Below are 16,183 nucleotides of genomic sequence, written 5' to 3'. Positions count from 1 at the left end.
AGCAGGCGCAGCACCCGGTGACGCACCACCCTCAGCAGCCGGTCCACCTCACCTTGCGCAGGCGGAGGCAACGCCTCGAAGCGCATGCCGTCCTCCCACGGCACGTGCGGACGCAGCCTGCTCCGGCACACGGGACAGCGCGGCATGGAGCCCGGGCTCGCGCTCGTGTGCAGCGGGCAAGAGCCCCTCGAAAAGGCGCCCCTCGGAAGTCCATCCCACGCCCTGGACGCGCGCCGGTGCCCAGCGCGCGTCCGAGAGCCTACATGGACACCGACTTCTTCGGGTCGATCTGCTTCTTCGGCGCGGGAGCCGGAGCCTTCGCGGGCGTCTGCTGGGCCGCGGTGCTCTCGGCGGGCAGCTGCGCCTTCACCGGCGCCTCGCAGTGGTCACCCTTCCGGTTCGGGTGGCAGTGCCGGATGCCGTACACGTGGTGGCAACCACAGGGGTCCACCCGCTTCTTCGCGCAGATGGAGGGATTGAACACCGGCGCGGCTACCAGCTCCGGCGTCTCCTTCGTCTGCGACTGATTCTGTTCCACCGGCGCAGTGTTCAGCGCCACCGCCAGGAAAATCCCACCTAGAAAACCCATCGCCCCACCCCCTACCTGGATGCTGAGCAATGGATGGGAATGGGCGCGGAACACCGCAAGCCCCGGGGCGATCGGATTCGTGCCGTTCGCATGCGAGCCGACTGTCGCTCGGCCCTCTTCGTGCGCGGACACGCCACCCGCCTCATCCCAAGGTGGGAGTCTGACGTCGTCGCGGCAACACGGAGCCCCAGGAAATCCCTCGCCTTCCCGCCTGCCCTCCCAGCATCCTCGCGCGCGGCCGGTTTTCGGGCGCCGCCGGTCAGCCTCCAGCGGACGCTTCCGTCCCTGCCGCCTGTTCAGCCCTCTCCGGGGGAGTCACGCCATGAGCTGGAAGCAGCATCTGGAAAAGGCCGCCGAGGGCCACTACGTCCTGCCGAAGACCAAGAGCATGAAGGTCGACGCGGACCTGTTCCTGTCCGACAAGCTGCTCTGGGGCGAGGGCCCCGAGCTGCCCGGCCTGGAGGACGCCGTCTTCGACCAGGTGGTCAACGCCGCGTCCTTCCCGGGCGTCACCCGCGTCGCCGTCACGCCCGACTGTCACGTGGGCTACGGCGTGCCCATTGGCACCGTCGTGGAGACGGACGGCGTCCTGCTGCCCACCGCCGCCGGCTACGACATCGGCTGCGGCATGGTGCAACTGCAGACGTCCCTCATGGCCGAGGACGTCGCCGACCCCGTCAAGCGCCGCCGGTGGATTGACGAGGTGACCAAGCGCATCGCCGTGGGCGTGGGCGCCAGCCGCGTGCAGAAGCAGCGCAAGGTGACGGACCGCACCTTCGCCGAGGTGGTGCGTCACGGCGCCAAGGCCCTGGGCCGCGGCTCGTCGATTACCGAGCGCGACTTCATCCCCGTCGAGGACGACCGGGTGGACATCCCCGACCGCGCCTTCGGCAAGCGAGACCAGCTGGGCAGCCTGGGCGGCGGCAACCACTTCACCGAGATGCAGGTGGACCAGGACGGGCGCGTCTGGGTGATGCTCCACACCGGCAGCCGCGGCTTCGGGTGGAACATCGCCAAGCACTTCTTCGTGGCGGGCGCCGCGCACCTGGGCCTCAAGAGCCGCAGTGAGGACCTCATCTGGCTGGACGCGGAGAGCGCCCTGGGCCGCGAGTACTGGAACCTCCACAACATGGCCGCCAACTTCGCCGTGGCCAACCGGCTCATCATCGGCGAGGCCGTGTGCGCCGCGCTCGAGGACGTCTTCGGCGGTACCGCCAGCGTGTATTACGAAATCTCCCACAACCTCATCCAGAAGGAGGCCGGGAAGTTCGTCGCGCGCAAGGGCGCCACGCGCGCCTTCCCCGGCAAGCACCCCGCGCTCAAGGGCACGCCGTGGGAGAAGACGGGCCACCCCATCCTCATCCCCGGCTCCATGGAGACGGGCAGCGCCATCCTCTTCGCGGAAGCCGGCGCGGAGAAGTCCATCTACTCCGTCAACCACGGCTCCGGCCGCCGGCTGTCTCGCGGCGAGGCGCGGCGCGTGCTCAAGCAGGACGTCACCGACAAGCGCATGGCCGAGGCGGGCATCCTCCTCAACACGCGCACCACGCCGCTCGACGAGTCCGGCCCCTGCTACAAGAACCTGGACGACGTGCTGGAGACGGTGGAGCTGGCCGGGCTCGCCAGGGTCGCCCACCGCCTCAAGCCCGTGGCCTGCATCAAGGGCGCGGACTGAAGCCACGCCGGGGCCCGGCCGCCAGGCCGGGTGGAAGGAGCGTTCCTTCCAGGGGAGGCCCGTCCGGGGGCCCCCCGTGTCTGGAATGAGACGCGCCGTAAGCCCCTGGAATCCGGGCGCGGGCTGCCCGTCTGCCCGCTCCTCGCGGGTGGGTGGGGCCCCACTCCCCGAGTCTCGCGGAGGAGACGGGACGTGGGGCTCGTGGGGGCGGGCCGGGGACGCTACAGTGGGCCGCCTTGGAGTCTCCGAGAATGACCTCGCCGTCCCCTGCTGCCCGCCCGCCTTCGGCTCCCGCCCGCGAGGCGGAGCTGACCCGCGCCGAGACCGAGCTGTCCTCCCATGAGGCCCGGCTCGCCGAGCAACTCGCCCGTGCCGCCGCCGAGGCGTCCGCGCTCACCCAGCGGCTGAGCCAGACGCTCGCGGCGCTGGAGCGCGTGCAGGCGCAGCCCGACGCGGACCCGACCCTGGAGGAGCAGACCGCGCGACTGCGGGAGGCCGCGGTGCCCGGACTGGACGTGGAGGCACCGCGCGAGAGGGCGCTGGCGGCCCGCCAGGCGGCGCTGGAGGCCCGGCGCAAGGCGGGGCAGGAGATGCAGGCCGCGCTCAAGGCGCACCAGGAGCAGGCGGCGCAGGTGGCGCGCGCGGTGGCCGACGCGGAGACGGTGGTGAAGCTCCAGGTCGAGGCGGTGGCCGCGCGCACCCGCGCGAAGCAGGAGGCGGCGGCGCGGGCCCAGCAGGAGGCCGCGCGGGCGCGTCAGGCCGAGCAGGCCCGGGGGCCAGGGGCTGGGGCTCCGGCGGTTCCTCCGGCCATGGTGCCGAAGAGCAAGCGGCCCTCGGGGGCGACCGAGGCGCTGGACGCGCGGCGCAACGGGCGGGTGCGGATGCACACGTCCATTGACATGCGCAGCGACTCCAACTTCTTCACCGGCTTCTCGATGGACATCAGCGAGGGCGGTGTCTTCATCGCCACGGTGGACCCGGTGGCGCGCGGCACGCAGGTGGAGCTGGACTTCACGCTGCCGGGCGGCCGGCCCATGAAGGTGACGGGCGTGGTGCGCTGGGTGCGTGAGTCCAATCCCCGCACCCCGGAGCTGATGCCCGGCGTGGGCGTGCAGTTCACGGGGCTGGCGCCCGAGGTGGCCCACGCCATCACCTCGTTCGTCACCACGAGAGACCCGATGTTCTTCCCGGACTGAAGAACGGGGCCGGCGCGCGTTCAATCCTGTGCGGCGCGGGGTGCGTCCCTCGCATCCGTCCGCTATTCGACCGGTTCCCGCTGCACGGCGCCAACCTTCGGGATTATCCTTCGCGAAAGACAGACAATGCGAGGGGACGTCATGGCGCGAGCCATTGCAGCGACGCCGCTCAAGGAGTCGATACCGGCATGAGTACGCCCACCCGGAGCTCCACCGTCACCGTCGCCCGGCCGCCACGCTGGGACAACCGCCGCCGCTCCGAGGCCGCGGTCCCCACCTCCACCGAGCCCGTGCAGGCCGCCGCGCCCGTCGTGGACAAGGTGAACCTCGCGGAGAAGCTCGCCCTCTTCTCCGAGCACTGGTCTCCCAGGGTCGTCGGTGACCTGAACGGCCAGCAGGTGAAGCTGGTGAAGCTCCAGGGCCCCTTCGTCTGGCACCACCATGAGAGCGAGGACGAGCTGTTCCTCGTCCTCCAGGGCCACCTGCGCATGGAGTTCCGCGAGCGCACCGTGGACGTGAAGCCGGGCGAGTTCATCATCGTCCCCCGCGGCGTCGAGCACCGGCCCGTGGCCGAGGAGGAGGTCCACGTGCTCCTGTTCGAGCCCGCCTCCACCCTCAACACCGGCAACGTGCGCGGCGAGCGCACCGTCGAGCAGCTCCAGCGCCTCTAGAGAGGGGCGCGCCCCCGGGAGGGCTTCAGCCGCCCGGGCAGCATCCGAGCAGGCGAGCCTCCCGGCTCCCGCATGTCGGTGGATTCCTCACCGGCACCCCACAGCGCACCTTTGCTCCGGACCCGAGCGGCCCCACCCGGGGGCCCGACGTCAGGAGCCCGAGCGATGCGCATCCACCATCTGAACTGCACCACCATGTGCCCGCCTGGACGCCGGCTGATGGACGGGCGGAAGGGTTTCGCCGGGCCGGCGGCGCTGACGTGCCACTGCCTGCTGGTGGAGGGGGCGCGCGGCCTCATCCTCGTGGACACCGGGTTCGGCCTGCAGGACGTGCTGCACCCGCGCCCGCGCCTGGCGCCCCTGTTCCTCGACGTGTTGTGCCGGCCCCGCCTCATCGAGGAGTCCACGGCCATCCGCCAAATCGAGCGGCTCGGCTTCAAGGCCGAGGACGTGCGCGACATCGTCCTCACCCACCTGGACTTCGACCATGCCGGCGGCCTGGACGACTTCCCGAACGCGCGGGTGCACCTGCTCGCGGACGAGTACCTCCAGGCCTCCGCGCAGGCCACGCCGCTGGACAGGGGCCGCTTCCGCCCGCTCCAGTGGATTCACGAGGAGAACTGGGTGACGTACCCCACGGGTGGCCCCGCGGAGCGCTGGTTCGGCTTCGAGTGCGTGCGGGACTTGAAGGGCCTGCCGCCGGAAATCCTGCTGGTGCCGCTGGTGGGGCACACGCTGGGGCACGCGGGCGTGGCCATCCAGTCCGACGACGGCTGGCTGCTGCACGCCGGGGACGCGTACTTCTACCACGGGGAGATGGACCCGGACCGCTACCGCTGCACGCCGGGCCTGCGCTTCTACCAGAAGCTCATGCAGAAGGACGGGTACCTGCGCTGGTACAACCTGCGCCGCCTGCGCGAGTTGGTGCAGCGGCACGGCCGCGAAGTCACGGTGTTCTGCGCGCACGACTCGCTGGAGTTCGAGCTGCTCGAGGAGCGCGAGAAGGCCCCCGGCGAGTCTCCGCTGCGCAGCTTCCTGGCGCCCGCGACGGAGCCCACGCTGCACGCGTGAGCCAGGGGCTCATGAAGGATTTGGCGGCGGGCCCGGAGCTTCCGTCTCCAGGCCCGCTTCCGCGCCCGGCTGGGACAGCGGCAGCTCCACCGTGAAGAGCGCGCCCTCGCCGGGCGTGCTCTCCACGCGGATGACGCCGCCGTGCGCATCCACCAGTTGCTGGACGATGTAGAGCCCCAGGCCGAAGCCCGCGTGCTGGCTGGCGGACGGCTCGCGCTCGAAGCGGTTGAAGATGCGCCGCTGGGACTCGGGGGCGATGCCCTGGCCCAGGTCCTTCACCCGCAGCCGGGCCCGCGCCCCCGTCCCGCGCTCCACGCGCACCTCTATCGGACGTCCCCTGCCGAACTTCAGCGCGTTGGACAGCAGGTTCGTCACCACGCGGTCCAACCGAAGCCGGTCCCACCGCCCCACCAGCCCCAGCTCCGCGTCGAACACCAGCTTGCAGCCCGCCTCCTCCGCCTGCTCGGCGAAGCGCTCCACCACCTCGTGCGCCAGGTCCGCCAGGTCCACCGGCGCCACGTCCAGCACCAGCTTCCCCGACGACAGCCGCGACAAGTCCAGCAGGTTGAGCAGCAGCTGCCCCAGCCGCTGCGTCTGCTTCAGCGCCGCGCCCAGGCCCTCGCGCATCTTCTCGCCGCCCGGGGGCAGCTCCATCCGGTGCAGCCGGCGCAGCAGCAGCTGCAGCGTGTTCAGCGGGTTGCCCAAATCATGCGCCGCCACGCCGATGAGCTCCACCGCTTCCTGCGCCTCGCGGAACAGCCGCGCGTTGTCCAGCGCGAGCGCCGCCCGTCCCGCCAGCTCCTCCACGAAGAGCTGGTCCGTCGGCGTCAGCTGCCGCTCCGGCGTGGACGTGGACAGGACGAAGACGCCCCGCGTCTGCTCCCCCACTCGCAGCGGCACCGCGAGGTACGAGTGGACTCCCACCCTCTCCATCAGCGCCAGGTGCGCTGCGTCCTGCGCGGCCTGGGCCAGCGCCTCGGGCGAGACGTGGCCGACCAGCTCCGAGCGCCCCGACTTCAGCACATGCCAGAGGCCCTCCGGCGCATCGGGAGGGGGCATGTAGCGCCGCACCGACTCCCAAATCCACTGCTCCTTCTCCGGCACCACGTGCTTCACGGCGCGGGGCTTGAGCTCGCCCGAGGGCGTCAACAGGAACAGCACGCACACGTCCGCCACCTCGGGCACCATCAGCCGCGCCAGCTCCGCCACCGTCAGGTCCGGGTCCAGGAACTGGTGGAACAGACGCCCGGCCTCCGCGAGCAGCCGCTGCGTGTGCTCCGTCCTCCGGCGCTCGGTGATGTCGCGTGACACGTGGGCGTAGCCCTGGTGCGCGCCGTGCGCGTCGCGCAGCGAGGTGATGATGACCTCGGCGAGGAAGCGGGTGCCGTCCTTGCGCACGCGCCACCCCTCCATGCGCAGCCGCCCATCCCTCCGGGCCCGCGCCAGGTCCGTCTCCGGCTGCCCCAGCCGTGCCTCCTCCGGCGGGTAGAAGATGGACGCCGGGGTGCCGAGGATTTCTCTCTCGGAATAGCCCTTCATGCGCTGCGCGCCCGGGTTCCAGCTGGCCACGCGGCCCTGGGTGTCCAGCAGGTAGATGGCGTAGTCCTGCACGCCCTCGACGAGCGACTGGAAGCGGTGGGCGCTGACCTCCGCCTCGTGCTGGAGCGGCCGCAGCCGCCGGGTCAGCACCCAGGCCAGCACCGCGGCCACCGTCAGCCCGAGTCCCGCCGCCAGCAGGATGAGCAGCAGCACCCGCCGGTCCGCCTCCACCGCGTCCTGGATGCCCAGGGACAGCCGCTCCTCGCCGCGCTCCGCGAGGACCCGCAGGGCATCGAAGGCCTGCCGGCGCGCCACTCCCACGCGCGCCTCGAAGATGTCCTCCAGTTGCTGGCGGCTGAAGTCCAGGTCCTCGGCCGTGAGCAGCGTCCTCACGGCCTCCTCGTGCTGCAGCTCCGCGTGGGCAGCGGACTCCAGCAGCCCGGACATGGGCTCGCCGTCGAGCCGGGGCCTGAGCCGCTCGTAGGTGGCGATGAAGCGCTGGCGCGACACCGCCATGTCCTGCGCGAAGAGCGGGTCCCCCGACAGCGCATACCCGCGCCCGCTGGACACCTTGTCGCTGAAGGCCCGGCGCAGCCGCTCCACCTCCAGCAGGTCCATGGAGAGGTCGAGGATGCGCGCCTTGTTGCCCGTCCGCACCGACAGCAGCGCCACCACCGAGGTGCCCGCGAGCACGAGCGCCACCAGCAACGAGGCGAGGACGCCCGCGCCAATGCGCTGCGTGAACGTCCACGGACGCCCCACTCCGTCCCCCCTCCGGCCGGCAACGTCCGGCTGCCGCGAGCAAGGTGGAAGGCCCGCTCCGCCGCTACCAGCCGTGCCGGCGGGTGGCGCACTGTCCGGAACCGGGTGCTCCCCCGCGCTCCGCCTCCGTCCACCGGGCGAGCGAGGGCCCCTGACGCGGAGAGACACCCGGACTCACGTCTGTCCACATATCGCCAGATGGAGCAGGCGGGCGCTGGGCAGGGGTCTCGTGCGGCACCACGTTGTGACGCGGGCGGCGACACGGGTGCGGTGGGCGGACATGCGGGGCGAAGGGCTGTGGCGGGCGGGGTTCTGGGCGTGTCTCCTGGTGCTGGGGGCGGCGTGTACCGACACGCGGCCCCCTTCCGACACCCATGACGCACGGCAGCCCTCCCACTGCGAGCCCATGACGTGTGCCTCGCAGGGCATGGACTGCGGCATCGCCATCGACGGCTGCGGCGGCACGCTGGAGTGCGGCACCTGCCCCTCCGGCGAGACGTGCGGCGGCGGCGGCAAGCACAACGTGTGCGGCGTCGGCTTTTGCGTGCCCCTCACCTGTGAGGCCCTCGGAAGCAACTGCGGCCAGGTGCCGGACGGGTGCGGCGGGACGCTGGAGTGCGGGACGTGCGCCGCGCCACAGACGTGTGGCGGAGGCGGCACGGCCAACACCTGCGGCAGGCCGTCCTGTGTCCCCGACACCTGCGCGGGGCTGGGCAAGGACTGCGGCACCGTGCCGGACGGGTGCGGCGGGACGCTGGAGTGCGGGGCCTGCGGCCCGGGGCAGACGTGCGGTGGAGGCGGCGCGCCCAACCTGTGCGGCGACGACACCTGCGTCGCGGCGACGTGCGCGTCGCTGGGGAAGAACTGCGGGCCGGTGTCGGACGGGTGCGGCGGCATGCTCGAGTGCGGCGCCTGCCCGGAAGGACAGACGTGCGGTGGCGACTCGGTGCCGAACGTGTGCGGAGGCGAGGCCTGTGTGCCGGCCACGTGCGAGTCCCTGGGCAAGAGCTGCGGCAGCCTGCCGGATGGCTGTGGTGGGCTGCTGTCGTGCGGCACCTGCGCGGAGGGACAGACGTGCGGCGGAGGCGGCGAGCCCAACGTCTGCGGCGGCGGCGCGTGTACGCCGACCACGTGCGAGGTGCTGGGGAAGAACTGCGGCCCGGTGCCCGACGGGTGCGGCGGCGTGCTCGAGTGCGGCGCCTGCACCGCGCCGGAGACGTGCGGCGGCGGTGGCACGCCCAACGTGTGCGCCCCGCCGCCCTGCACTCCGACGACGTGCGAGGCGCTGGGGAAGAACTGCGGCCCGGTGCCCGACGGGTGCGGCGGCACGCTGGACTGCGGCACGTGCGCGGTGGGACAGACGTGCGGCGGCGGCAGTGCGCCCAACGTCTGCGGGCCGCCCGCGTGCCGGCCGTATTCCTGTGGCCTGCTGGGGAAGAACTGTGGCGCCGTGCCGGACGGGTGCGGCGGCACGCTGGACTGCGGCACGTGCACGGCGCCCGAGTCCTGCGGCGCGGCCGACGTGCCCAACGTCTGTGCCTCCACGCAGCCGGTGTGCACGGACAGGGACCTGGGCAGCGCGCTGCCGGTGACGCTGAAGGGCTCCACGGCCCACGCGGGGGATGACCACGTGGCCTCGTGCGGAGGCCGGCCGGGGCCGGACCGGGGCTTCCGCTGGACGGCGCCGAGGAGCGGCACCTTCACCTTCGACACGGCGCGCTCGGCGCTGCGCTCGCTGATTTCGGTGCGGCGCGACGGGTGCGAGGGCGCGGAGCTGGCGTGCGCCACGGACGGCATCAGCTACGGCGGCGGCGCGCGGGTGACGGTGCCGCTGGTGCAGGGGGCGTCGGTGCTGGTGGTGGTGGACTCGGCGAGCAGGGACCGGTTCAGCGCGGGCCACTTCGAGCTGCACATCGACGAGCTGCGCGCGAGCGAGGCGAACGCGTGCTTCGACAACATGGACAACGACGGGGACCGCTGGGTGGACTGCGCGGACACGGACTGCCACGGCACCCCGGGCTGCGACGGGCGGGGCTGCGCGAACCACGACCTGGGCAGCGCGCTACCCGTCACCTTCCAAGGGGAGACGGCGGGCTCGGGAGACAGCTTCCAGGGCACCTGCGGCGCGCTGTTGCAGCAGGACCGCGCGCACCTGTGGACGGCGCCTCGCGCGGGGACGTTCGTCTTCGACACCTCACCGGGCGGCTGGGGCAACGCGCTCTACGTGCTCACCGGCTGCCGGGGCGCGGAGCTGGGCTGCGCGGCCAACGCGAATGCCGGCGCCCTGGGCTCGCCCGCGGTGAAGGTGACGCTGGAGCAGGGACAGACGGTGCTGGTGGTGGTGGACGGCATGGCCAATCCCGACCAGGACACGCCCATCCGCTACACGCTCCACGTCAGCGAGTACGCCCCCACGGAGGCGGAGCACTGCCTGGACGGCGCGGACAACGACGCGGACGGGAAGGCGGACGCGGCGGATTCGGACTGCCGGTAGCGCGGGCCCCAGCGCGTCCAGGGTGTCCTTCCTGAAGCGCCAGGGACGTCGAAGCGAGGAGGGAGGCTACCCGTCCTTGGACGGCGAGGCGTCCGGGACGCCGCCCTCGGGCGCCGCGAAGGTGCCGGTCTCCGGGTCCACGGACCAGGCGGAGAACTTGTGCTGCGTCACGTCCCGCAGCTTCCCGTCCTCGTAGCAGACCTTGTAGATGAGGAACTGTGGGTTGATGAAGTTGGGCTGGCCGTAGCGGTAGCACTCCGCCCCGGTGGCGTCCTGCTCCAGCGTAATCGGACGGCCGAGCAGGGCCACCACCTGGTCCGCCGTCATCCCACCCCGCACGGACTTGATGCCCTGCGCGGTGACGAGCCGGAAGGTCTGCTCTTCGTTCTTCGCCAGGGCCCAGAAGCCCACCCCCAGCACCACCGGAACCAGGGCCGCCAGCAGCGCCAGGGCCCAGCGGCCGCGCTGCACGGGCCGGTCGTCGTTCTGGAAGGCGGTGAACAGGCCTGACGAATCAGACGCCGGGGCTCCGGCGCTCAAGGAGGGTTCTGTCGTGCTCACGTCGACGGACATGCCGACCTCACATACCGGATGCAAGAAAGTCCACGCCATCCCACCTTTGTCACTGCTCCCCCTCCATCCGAGGACTAGATGGCCTGGGAGCTTGCTCCCCCAGGTCACGGGGAAGTTTACAAAAGCCGGGACACCCAACTGCTACATCGTACCTACATGGGGTTCAAGAGGAGTCACGGAACCATGGCGAAGCGTGGTGGCGGGCGCGGTGTCACCCAGAAGCCGGTGGAACGGGATGCCATTCCCGCGGGCACGGAGCCGACGGACACGGAGCTCTTCTTCAACCGGGAGCTGTCCTGGCTGGCGTTCAACGACCGGGTGCTCCAGCTCGCCGAGTCACCGGACATCCCGCTGCTGGAGCGCCTGAAGTTCATCTCCATCTACGCGCGCAACCTGGACGAGTTCTTCATGATTCGCGTGGCCCGCCTGCACGAGCAGGTGCGCGGCAACGTGGCCCGGCTCGTGCCGGACGGCGCGTCCCCGAGCGCCACGCTCGACAAGCTGCACCAGGGCATCTTCGAGCAGGGCCGCCGCCACGCGGACTGCTTCGAGAAGACGCTGCGCCCCGCGCTGGCGGAGAAGGGCCTGCGCATCCTCTCCGCGAGGGACTTGGACACCGAGCAGCGCAACCAGGTGGATCAGCGCTTCCGCGAGCAGATATTCCCCGTGCTCACCCCGCTGGCCATCGGCCTGGGGCGGCACTTCCCGTACATCTCCAACCTGTCGCTCAGCCTCGCGGTGCTGCTGAGAGACTCGGAGGCGGACGAGGAGAGCGTAGCGCGGGTGAAGGTGCCCAAGGAGCTGATTCCCCGCTTCCTGCCGCTGAAGGGCAACGTCTTCGTACCGCTGGAGGAGGTCATCGCGCAGCACCTGGCGGACCTGTTCCCCGGCATGCAGGTGCTGCACTGGGGCGTCTTCCGCGTCACCCGCGACGCGGACTTCACCGTGTCCGAGGACGCGGAGGATTTGCTCAAGGCGGTGGAGACGGAGTTGCGCCAGCGCCGCTTCGGCGACGTCATCCGCCTGGAGGTGGGGGCGGGCATGAGCCCCAAGCTGCTGGAGCCGCTGGTGGAGGCGCTGGGGCTGGAGGAGCGGCAGGTGTACGAGGAGCACGGCCTCGTGGGCCTGTCCGATTTGGCGGCCATCGCCTTCGGGCCCGGCTTCCCGGAGCTGAAGGACGCGCCGTGGACGCCCGTCACCCAGCCGCGCCTGCGCCCGGACGCGGACGCGCAGGACGGCGGCACCGTGATGTCCGCGATGCGGCGGGGAGATTTGCTCGTCCACCACCCCTACGAGTCCTTCGGCTCCTCCGTGGAGCGCTTCGTCAGCGAGGCGGTGGCGGACCCGGACGTGCTGGCCATCAAGCAGACGGTGTACCGGACGTCGGACAGCTCACCGCTGGTGCCCGCGCTGATTACGGCGACGGAGAACGGCAAGCAGGCCGTGTGCATGGTGGAGCTGAAGGCGCGCTTCGACGAGCGCACCAACATCAAGTGGGCCAACGCGCTGGAAGAGGCGGGCGTCCACGTGGTGTATGGGATTCCGTCGCTGAAGACGCACGCGAAGGCCATCCTCATCGTCCGGCGCGAGGGCGAGCGGGTGCGGCACTACGTGCACATCGGCACGGGCAACTACAACCCGAAGACGGCGCGCCTCTACACGGACCTGGGCCTGTTCACCAGGGACCCGGACATCGGCGCGGACGTGGCGGACCTGTTCAACTACCTCACCGGCTTCGGCCGGCCGAAGTCCTTCCGCAAGCTGCTGGTGGCGCCGCTCACCATGCGCGAGGGGCTGATGGAGGAAATCAAGCGCACCATCATGGCGCACACGCTGGAGCGCCCCTCGCGCATCCAGATGAAGATGAACGCGCTGGTGGACCCCACCATCATCCGCGCGCTCTACGACGCGTCCAGGGCCGGGGTGAAGGTGGAGCTCAACGTGCGCGGCATCTGCTGCCTGCGCCCAGGCGTGCCCGGCGTGTCGGAGAACATCCGCGTGGTGTCCGTGCTCGGCCGCTTCCTGGAGCACTCGCGCGTCTACATCTTCGACCGCGGCACGGAGCTGCGCTGCTACATCGGCTCCGCGGACCTGATGCCCCGCAACCTGGACCACCGGGTGGAAGTGCTGGCGCCGGTGGAGGACCCCGCGCTGTCAGCCCAGGTGCGCGACATGCTGGACCGCTGCATGGCCGACACCACCGCCGCGTGGGAGCTGACGGCGGATGGCTCGTGGAAGCGCCGCACCCCGCCCTCCCCCACGGAGAAGCGCTCCGCCCAGGCGGAGCTGATGGAGCGCGCCGTGCGCATGGCGCAGTTCCAGGGTGGCCGGCCGCTGCCCTGAGACGACGAAGCAGCAGTCCTACGGGTGAGGGGTGGGCCGCGCCTGCCCGGCGCCGCCCTGCGTCACCGGGCCGAGGAAGGCCGTACCGTCCACGAGGTGACCGCTCGGGGACGCCGGCGGCGGATGGCGGACCGCCTGCGAGCTCTCACCAGGCTCTGGCACTTCGACGACTTCTGTTTGACCACACGCGCCCAACACCAGCGCGGAGAGCGCCCAGCAAAACGTACGCACCAGGTAGCCACGCACAGACTCACTTCCCAGGGGAGGAGGGGGGACAGGGGGATGTCCCGAAAACGTGGCGCGCCTTTGCCACACTTGAAGACCGGAATTCAAGTGAGGGCGCCGTTTTTCCACAGCCCTGGAAATTTGGGACTCAGGGTTCGCGCTCACCCAGGAGCCCGCGGGCGGCATCCTCGCGGCGGTGGGCTTCCACCTCCTGGACCTCGCGCCAGTCAATCCACCCTGAGCGCGCCGCATGCCGCGCCGCGGCGGTGGTGTCGTCCACCACGAGCAGCTGGCTGCCGGCCTCGCGGATGTCCGCGCCAATCCGCTCCAGCTCGTGCGCCCGGCGCGGGTGGCCGGGCACGTTGCGGATGTAGACGCAGAGGATGCGGCCCGGGTACTCGCGGCAGATGGTGCGGTAGTGCTCCGCGTCCTCCTGGCCGCTGTCGCCGATGAGGATGAAGGGCAGGCGCTCCATCGTGTCCATGAGCCCGCGAATCTTCTCCAGCTTGTGCCCGTGCCCGCCCCCGGGCGCGAAGCCGTGGCGGGACAGGCCCCAGTCACGCAGGAGCAGCGGCCCCGGGGGGATGTGGTGCAGCCCGAGGAACTCGTCCAGGTGCTCGTACAGGTTCCACGGGCTGCTGGAGACGTAGAAGATGGGGTTGTCCGCCGCCTGTCCCCGCCCGCCCTGGAGCGCCGCGTAGAAGGCGTCCACGCCGGGGAAGGGCAGCCGCACCCGGTGCTCGGTGAGGAAGAGCGCCCACGCGCGCTTGAGCGGATTGGTGACGCCCGTGACGATGACGGTGTCGTCGATGTCGCTGATGACCCCGTACTCGGCGCTCCGGCCGGCCACGCGCACCGGCGCGGCCACGCGGGGCACGCCGTGCGCCTCCGGGGAGAGCAGCTCCAGCTCCACCATGTGCCAGCCCGAGCGCACGCCTTCCGGCGGCGGCACCCACAGCTCGAGGAAGCCCTCCTCGTCGGTGGTGCCCTCCCAGCGCTTGTCCCCCCAGCGCACCGCCACGTGCGCGCCGGCGACCTCGCGCGTCATGTAGCGCTTGTAGGAAGCAATCGCGCTGCCCACCAGCGTGTGCCGCTGCTGGGGTGGGCGGATGTGCCTGTCCTCCAGGACGCGCGCCTTGATGACGGCGCGCTCGGCGGTGCCATACCCCCGGTAGGGGAGGATTCGCAGCGGAGGGGCGATGCCCAGCTTCTGGCGCAGGCTTCGGCTCAGTGCGTCGTAGTGCGCGTCCACTCGGACGGCGAGGCGATAGAAGGCGGGGATGAGGTCGGCCATGGCGCAGGGCGTAAAGAGAGTCGGTACGGGACTGTAGAAGACTCAGGGGCCCGCGCGGGGCAATCCCGCACGGAGCGCCCTTCGGCCGACACAGCCCGCGACGGCCTTCGCATCCGTATCGACACTGTAGTTCCCCTCCACCAGGAGCATCCCCTTGCTGCGTCAGTCCACCCGCTGGTTCCTCGCCGCCGCCGTGCTGTTCGTCGGCACCGTCGCCGTGTCTCAGACGTCGCCGAGCATCACCTTCCAGTCGCCGTCGCAGGGCTGGAACGTCTTCGCGTCATCCAACCCGCTGCCCTTCGGGAAGACGGCCGCCATCCACTACAGCGTCGACCGGCTGACGCAGTGCCGCGGCAACATCAACGCCACCACGCCGGGGTGGACCATCACCGGCCACTACAAGTTCAACAACGGCCCGGTGCAGAGCTTCTGGGTGGCCGGCTTCTCGTCCATCCCCAACCCGCCCCCGCCGTCGATTCCGCTCAACACGAAGGGCGACCTGTCCGTCTGGTTCGAGAACACCAGCCGCTGGGGCTGCCAGGCGTGGGACTCGAACTTCGGCAACAACTACCACTTCAACGTGCAGTGACGTGAAGGCCGCTGGAGCGCGGACGGTGTGGTCCGCGCTCCGTCGGTGTCACATGCCGGCGACGCCCGCGATGCCGGGCCTGAAGCGGTAGATGGAATAGGGCGCGTTCGCGGCGATGTGCTCCTTCGACTGGAGCATCTGGTGTGGAATGGCGCTGTCCGCCACGTAGAGCCAGCCGTCCGGCCCGTGGCTGAGCGCGTCCGCCCAGCGGATGCGCGGCGACTTCACCAGCGTCTCCAGCCGGCCCTGCGGGCTCATGCGCAGCACCGCGCCGTGCTCCACGTCGGTGATGAGCACGTTGCCCTCCACGTCCGCGCTCAGCCCGTCGTTCAGCGGCTTGCGGCCCACCGCGTGGAGCCGCTTCTCCAGCTCCTCCTCGGGAAGCGACGCGTCCCGCAGGTCCGCCGCGCGCACGCGATACATGGTGTCGTGGTTCATCGCCGCGAACCACACCCACTCGCCCGACGGGTCCATGGCGATGCCGTCCACGCCCGCCTTCAGCGCGGCGAGCCCGCCGAAGAACACCATCTCCTTGATGGGGTTGCGGATGATGAAGTCCTGGGGGAACACGGAGGCGTGCCCGTCCAGCACGCGGCGCGCCTGCTTCGCCGCCACGTCGTAGACGACCAGCCCCGGCTTGCGCCGCCAGAAGGCCACGTCCGCGATGAACACCGTCTCCCCCTTCGCGTCCACGCGCAAATCCTGGAGGAACGAGCCCGGCGGCGCGACGTTGGGCGGGAAGACGAACTCGTGCGCGAGGTGGCCCGTGGCCAGTTCGAAGGCCAGCAGCCGCGGCGTGCCCATGGCGTGGTTGCCGTGGTCGATGACCCAGAGCCAGTCGCGCCGGTCGATGGTGACGCCCAGCGGCGTCTCGAACAGCTTCGCCTGCACCTCCGCGTTGGGGTACGGCACCGCCTTGCCGTCCACCCACTCGCGCAGCTTCGCGCCCTCCGGGCGGCTCTCCGGGTGGATGGTGAAGAACAGCCGGCCCGTGGAGGACACCGCCACGTTGCCGATGGGCTCCGGGCTCTGCGCCACCACCTCCAGCGCGCTGTCCGGCAGCAGTGGCATGCCCGTCACGTCCGGGTACGGCTCACCCCCGCCGTAGCGCAGGCGCACCCCCCCGGCCGCGAGCGCCAGCAGCATGGCCACGCCCCACACT

12 protein-coding genes are annotated in these 16,183 nt (G+C 71.2%); 7 read left to right on the top strand and 5 right to left on the bottom strand.

Annotated features, from left to right (window positions below):
• Positions 1-259 precede the first annotated feature (259 nt).
• Positions 260-559: a hypothetical protein gene (locus ACX9TP_RS00535; RefSeq protein WP_482977715.1), complete on the bottom strand. Its 300-nt coding sequence runs from the start codon at positions 557-559 to the stop codon at positions 260-262.
• Positions 560-911: 352 nt separating this feature from the next.
• Between ACX9TP_RS00535 and ACX9TP_RS00530 the strand changes: the two genes are divergently transcribed.
• The 4 genes from ACX9TP_RS00530 (at position 912) to ACX9TP_RS00515 (ending at position 5,202) form a co-directional block, all read left to right on the top strand.
• Positions 912-2,264, top strand: coding sequence for an RtcB family protein (locus tag ACX9TP_RS00530; protein ID WP_482977714.1), 1,353 nt, complete (start codon positions 912-914; stop codon positions 2,262-2,264).
• A 251-nt stretch (positions 2,265-2,515) separates the two neighbouring features.
• The gene (locus tag ACX9TP_RS00525) at positions 2,516-3,460 is read left to right on the top strand and encodes a TIGR02266 family protein (RefSeq protein WP_482977713.1); all 945 of its coding nucleotides are present in this window, start codon (positions 2,516-2,518) and stop codon (positions 3,458-3,460) included.
• A 188-nt stretch (positions 3,461-3,648) separates the two neighbouring features.
• Positions 3,649-4,131, top strand: coding sequence for a cupin domain-containing protein (locus ACX9TP_RS00520; RefSeq protein WP_482977712.1), 483 nt, complete (start codon positions 3,649-3,651; stop codon positions 4,129-4,131).
• A 165-nt stretch (positions 4,132-4,296) separates the two neighbouring features.
• Positions 4,297-5,202 carry an MBL fold metallo-hydrolase gene (locus ACX9TP_RS00515; protein ID WP_482977711.1) on the top strand — a complete coding sequence of 302 codons (906 nt, stop codon included), beginning with the start codon at positions 4,297-4,299 and terminating at the stop codon, positions 5,200-5,202.
• Between the two features lie 9 nt (positions 5,203-5,211).
• Here ACX9TP_RS00515 and ACX9TP_RS00510 read toward each other — a convergent pair whose 3' ends face one another.
• Positions 5,212-7,503 carry an ATP-binding protein gene (locus ACX9TP_RS00510; RefSeq protein WP_482977710.1) on the bottom strand — a complete coding sequence of 764 codons (2,292 nt, stop codon included), beginning with the start codon at positions 7,501-7,503 and terminating at the stop codon, positions 5,212-5,214.
• Positions 7,504-7,783: 280 nt separating this feature from the next.
• Between ACX9TP_RS00510 and ACX9TP_RS00505 the strand changes: the two genes are divergently transcribed.
• Positions 7,784-9,997: a tryptophan synthase alpha chain gene (locus tag ACX9TP_RS00505; protein WP_482977709.1), complete on the top strand. Its 2,214-nt coding sequence runs from the start codon at positions 7,784-7,786 to the stop codon at positions 9,995-9,997.
• 66 nt (positions 9,998-10,063) lie between these two features.
• Here ACX9TP_RS00505 and ACX9TP_RS00500 read toward each other — a convergent pair whose 3' ends face one another.
• Positions 10,064-10,570, bottom strand: a complete 507-nt coding sequence (locus ACX9TP_RS00500) for a hypothetical protein (protein ID WP_482977708.1) — start codon at positions 10,568-10,570, stop codon at positions 10,064-10,066.
• Positions 10,571-10,753: 183 nt separating this feature from the next.
• Between ACX9TP_RS00500 and ppk1 the strand changes: the two genes are divergently transcribed.
• Positions 10,754-12,913, top strand: coding sequence for a polyphosphate kinase 1 (gene ppk1 / locus ACX9TP_RS00495; protein ID WP_482977707.1), 2,160 nt, complete (start codon positions 10,754-10,756; stop codon positions 12,911-12,913).
• 373 nt (positions 12,914-13,286) lie between these two features.
• Here the strand turns inward: ppk1 and ACX9TP_RS00490 are convergent, their stop codons facing one another.
• A complete protein-coding gene (locus tag ACX9TP_RS00490; RefSeq protein WP_482977706.1) occupies positions 13,287-14,432 on the bottom strand; it encodes an App1 family protein in 1,146 nt (381 codons plus the stop codon).
• A gap of 154 nt (positions 14,433-14,586) precedes the next feature.
• Between ACX9TP_RS00490 and ACX9TP_RS00485 the strand changes: the two genes are divergently transcribed.
• A complete protein-coding gene (locus ACX9TP_RS00485) occupies positions 14,587-15,021 on the top strand; it encodes a DUF6209 family protein (RefSeq protein ID WP_482977705.1) in 435 nt (144 codons plus the stop codon).
• Between the two features lie 48 nt (positions 15,022-15,069).
• Here ACX9TP_RS00485 and ACX9TP_RS00480 read toward each other — a convergent pair whose 3' ends face one another.
• Complete coding sequence (locus tag ACX9TP_RS00480; RefSeq protein ID WP_482982345.1) at positions 15,070-16,167, bottom strand: SMP-30/gluconolactonase/LRE family protein; 1,098 nt, start codon at positions 16,165-16,167, stop codon at positions 15,070-15,072.
• Positions 16,168-16,183 lie beyond the last annotated feature (16 nt).

This window comes from Pyxidicoccus sp. M15 (assembly GCF_056858435.1).
The sequence above is the reverse complement of the archived record's forward strand: the minus strand, read 5'-3'. Positions and strand labels throughout refer to the sequence as shown.

Bases quoted from the DNA above. Each gene is read 5' to 3' on its own strand.
- ACX9TP_RS00520 (WP_482977712.1), top strand. From the start codon at position 3,649: ATGAGTACGCCCACCCGGAGCTCCACCGTCACCGTCGCCCGGCCGCCA.
- ACX9TP_RS00490 (WP_482977706.1), bottom strand. From the start codon at position 14,432: ATGGCCGACCTCATCCCCGCCTTCTATCGCCTCGCCGTCCGAGTGGAC.
- ACX9TP_RS00530 (WP_482977714.1), top strand. From the start codon at position 912: ATGAGCTGGAAGCAGCATCTGGAAAAGGCCGCCGAGGGCCACTACGTC.
- ACX9TP_RS00515 (WP_482977711.1), top strand. From the start codon at position 4,297: ATGCGCATCCACCATCTGAACTGCACCACCATGTGCCCGCCTGGACGC.
- ACX9TP_RS00500 (WP_482977708.1), bottom strand. From the start codon at position 10,570: ATGTCCGTCGACGTGAGCACGACAGAACCCTCCTTGAGCGCCGGAGCC.
- ACX9TP_RS00480 (WP_482982345.1), bottom strand. From the start codon at position 16,167: ATGCTGCTGGCGCTCGCGGCCGGGGGGGTGCGCCTGCGCTACGGCGGG.
- ppk1 (WP_482977707.1), top strand. From the start codon at position 10,754: ATGGCGAAGCGTGGTGGCGGGCGCGGTGTCACCCAGAAGCCGGTGGAA.
- ACX9TP_RS00505 (WP_482977709.1), top strand. From the start codon at position 7,784: ATGCGGGGCGAAGGGCTGTGGCGGGCGGGGTTCTGGGCGTGTCTCCTG.
- ACX9TP_RS00525 (WP_482977713.1), top strand. From the start codon at position 2,516: ATGACCTCGCCGTCCCCTGCTGCCCGCCCGCCTTCGGCTCCCGCCCGC.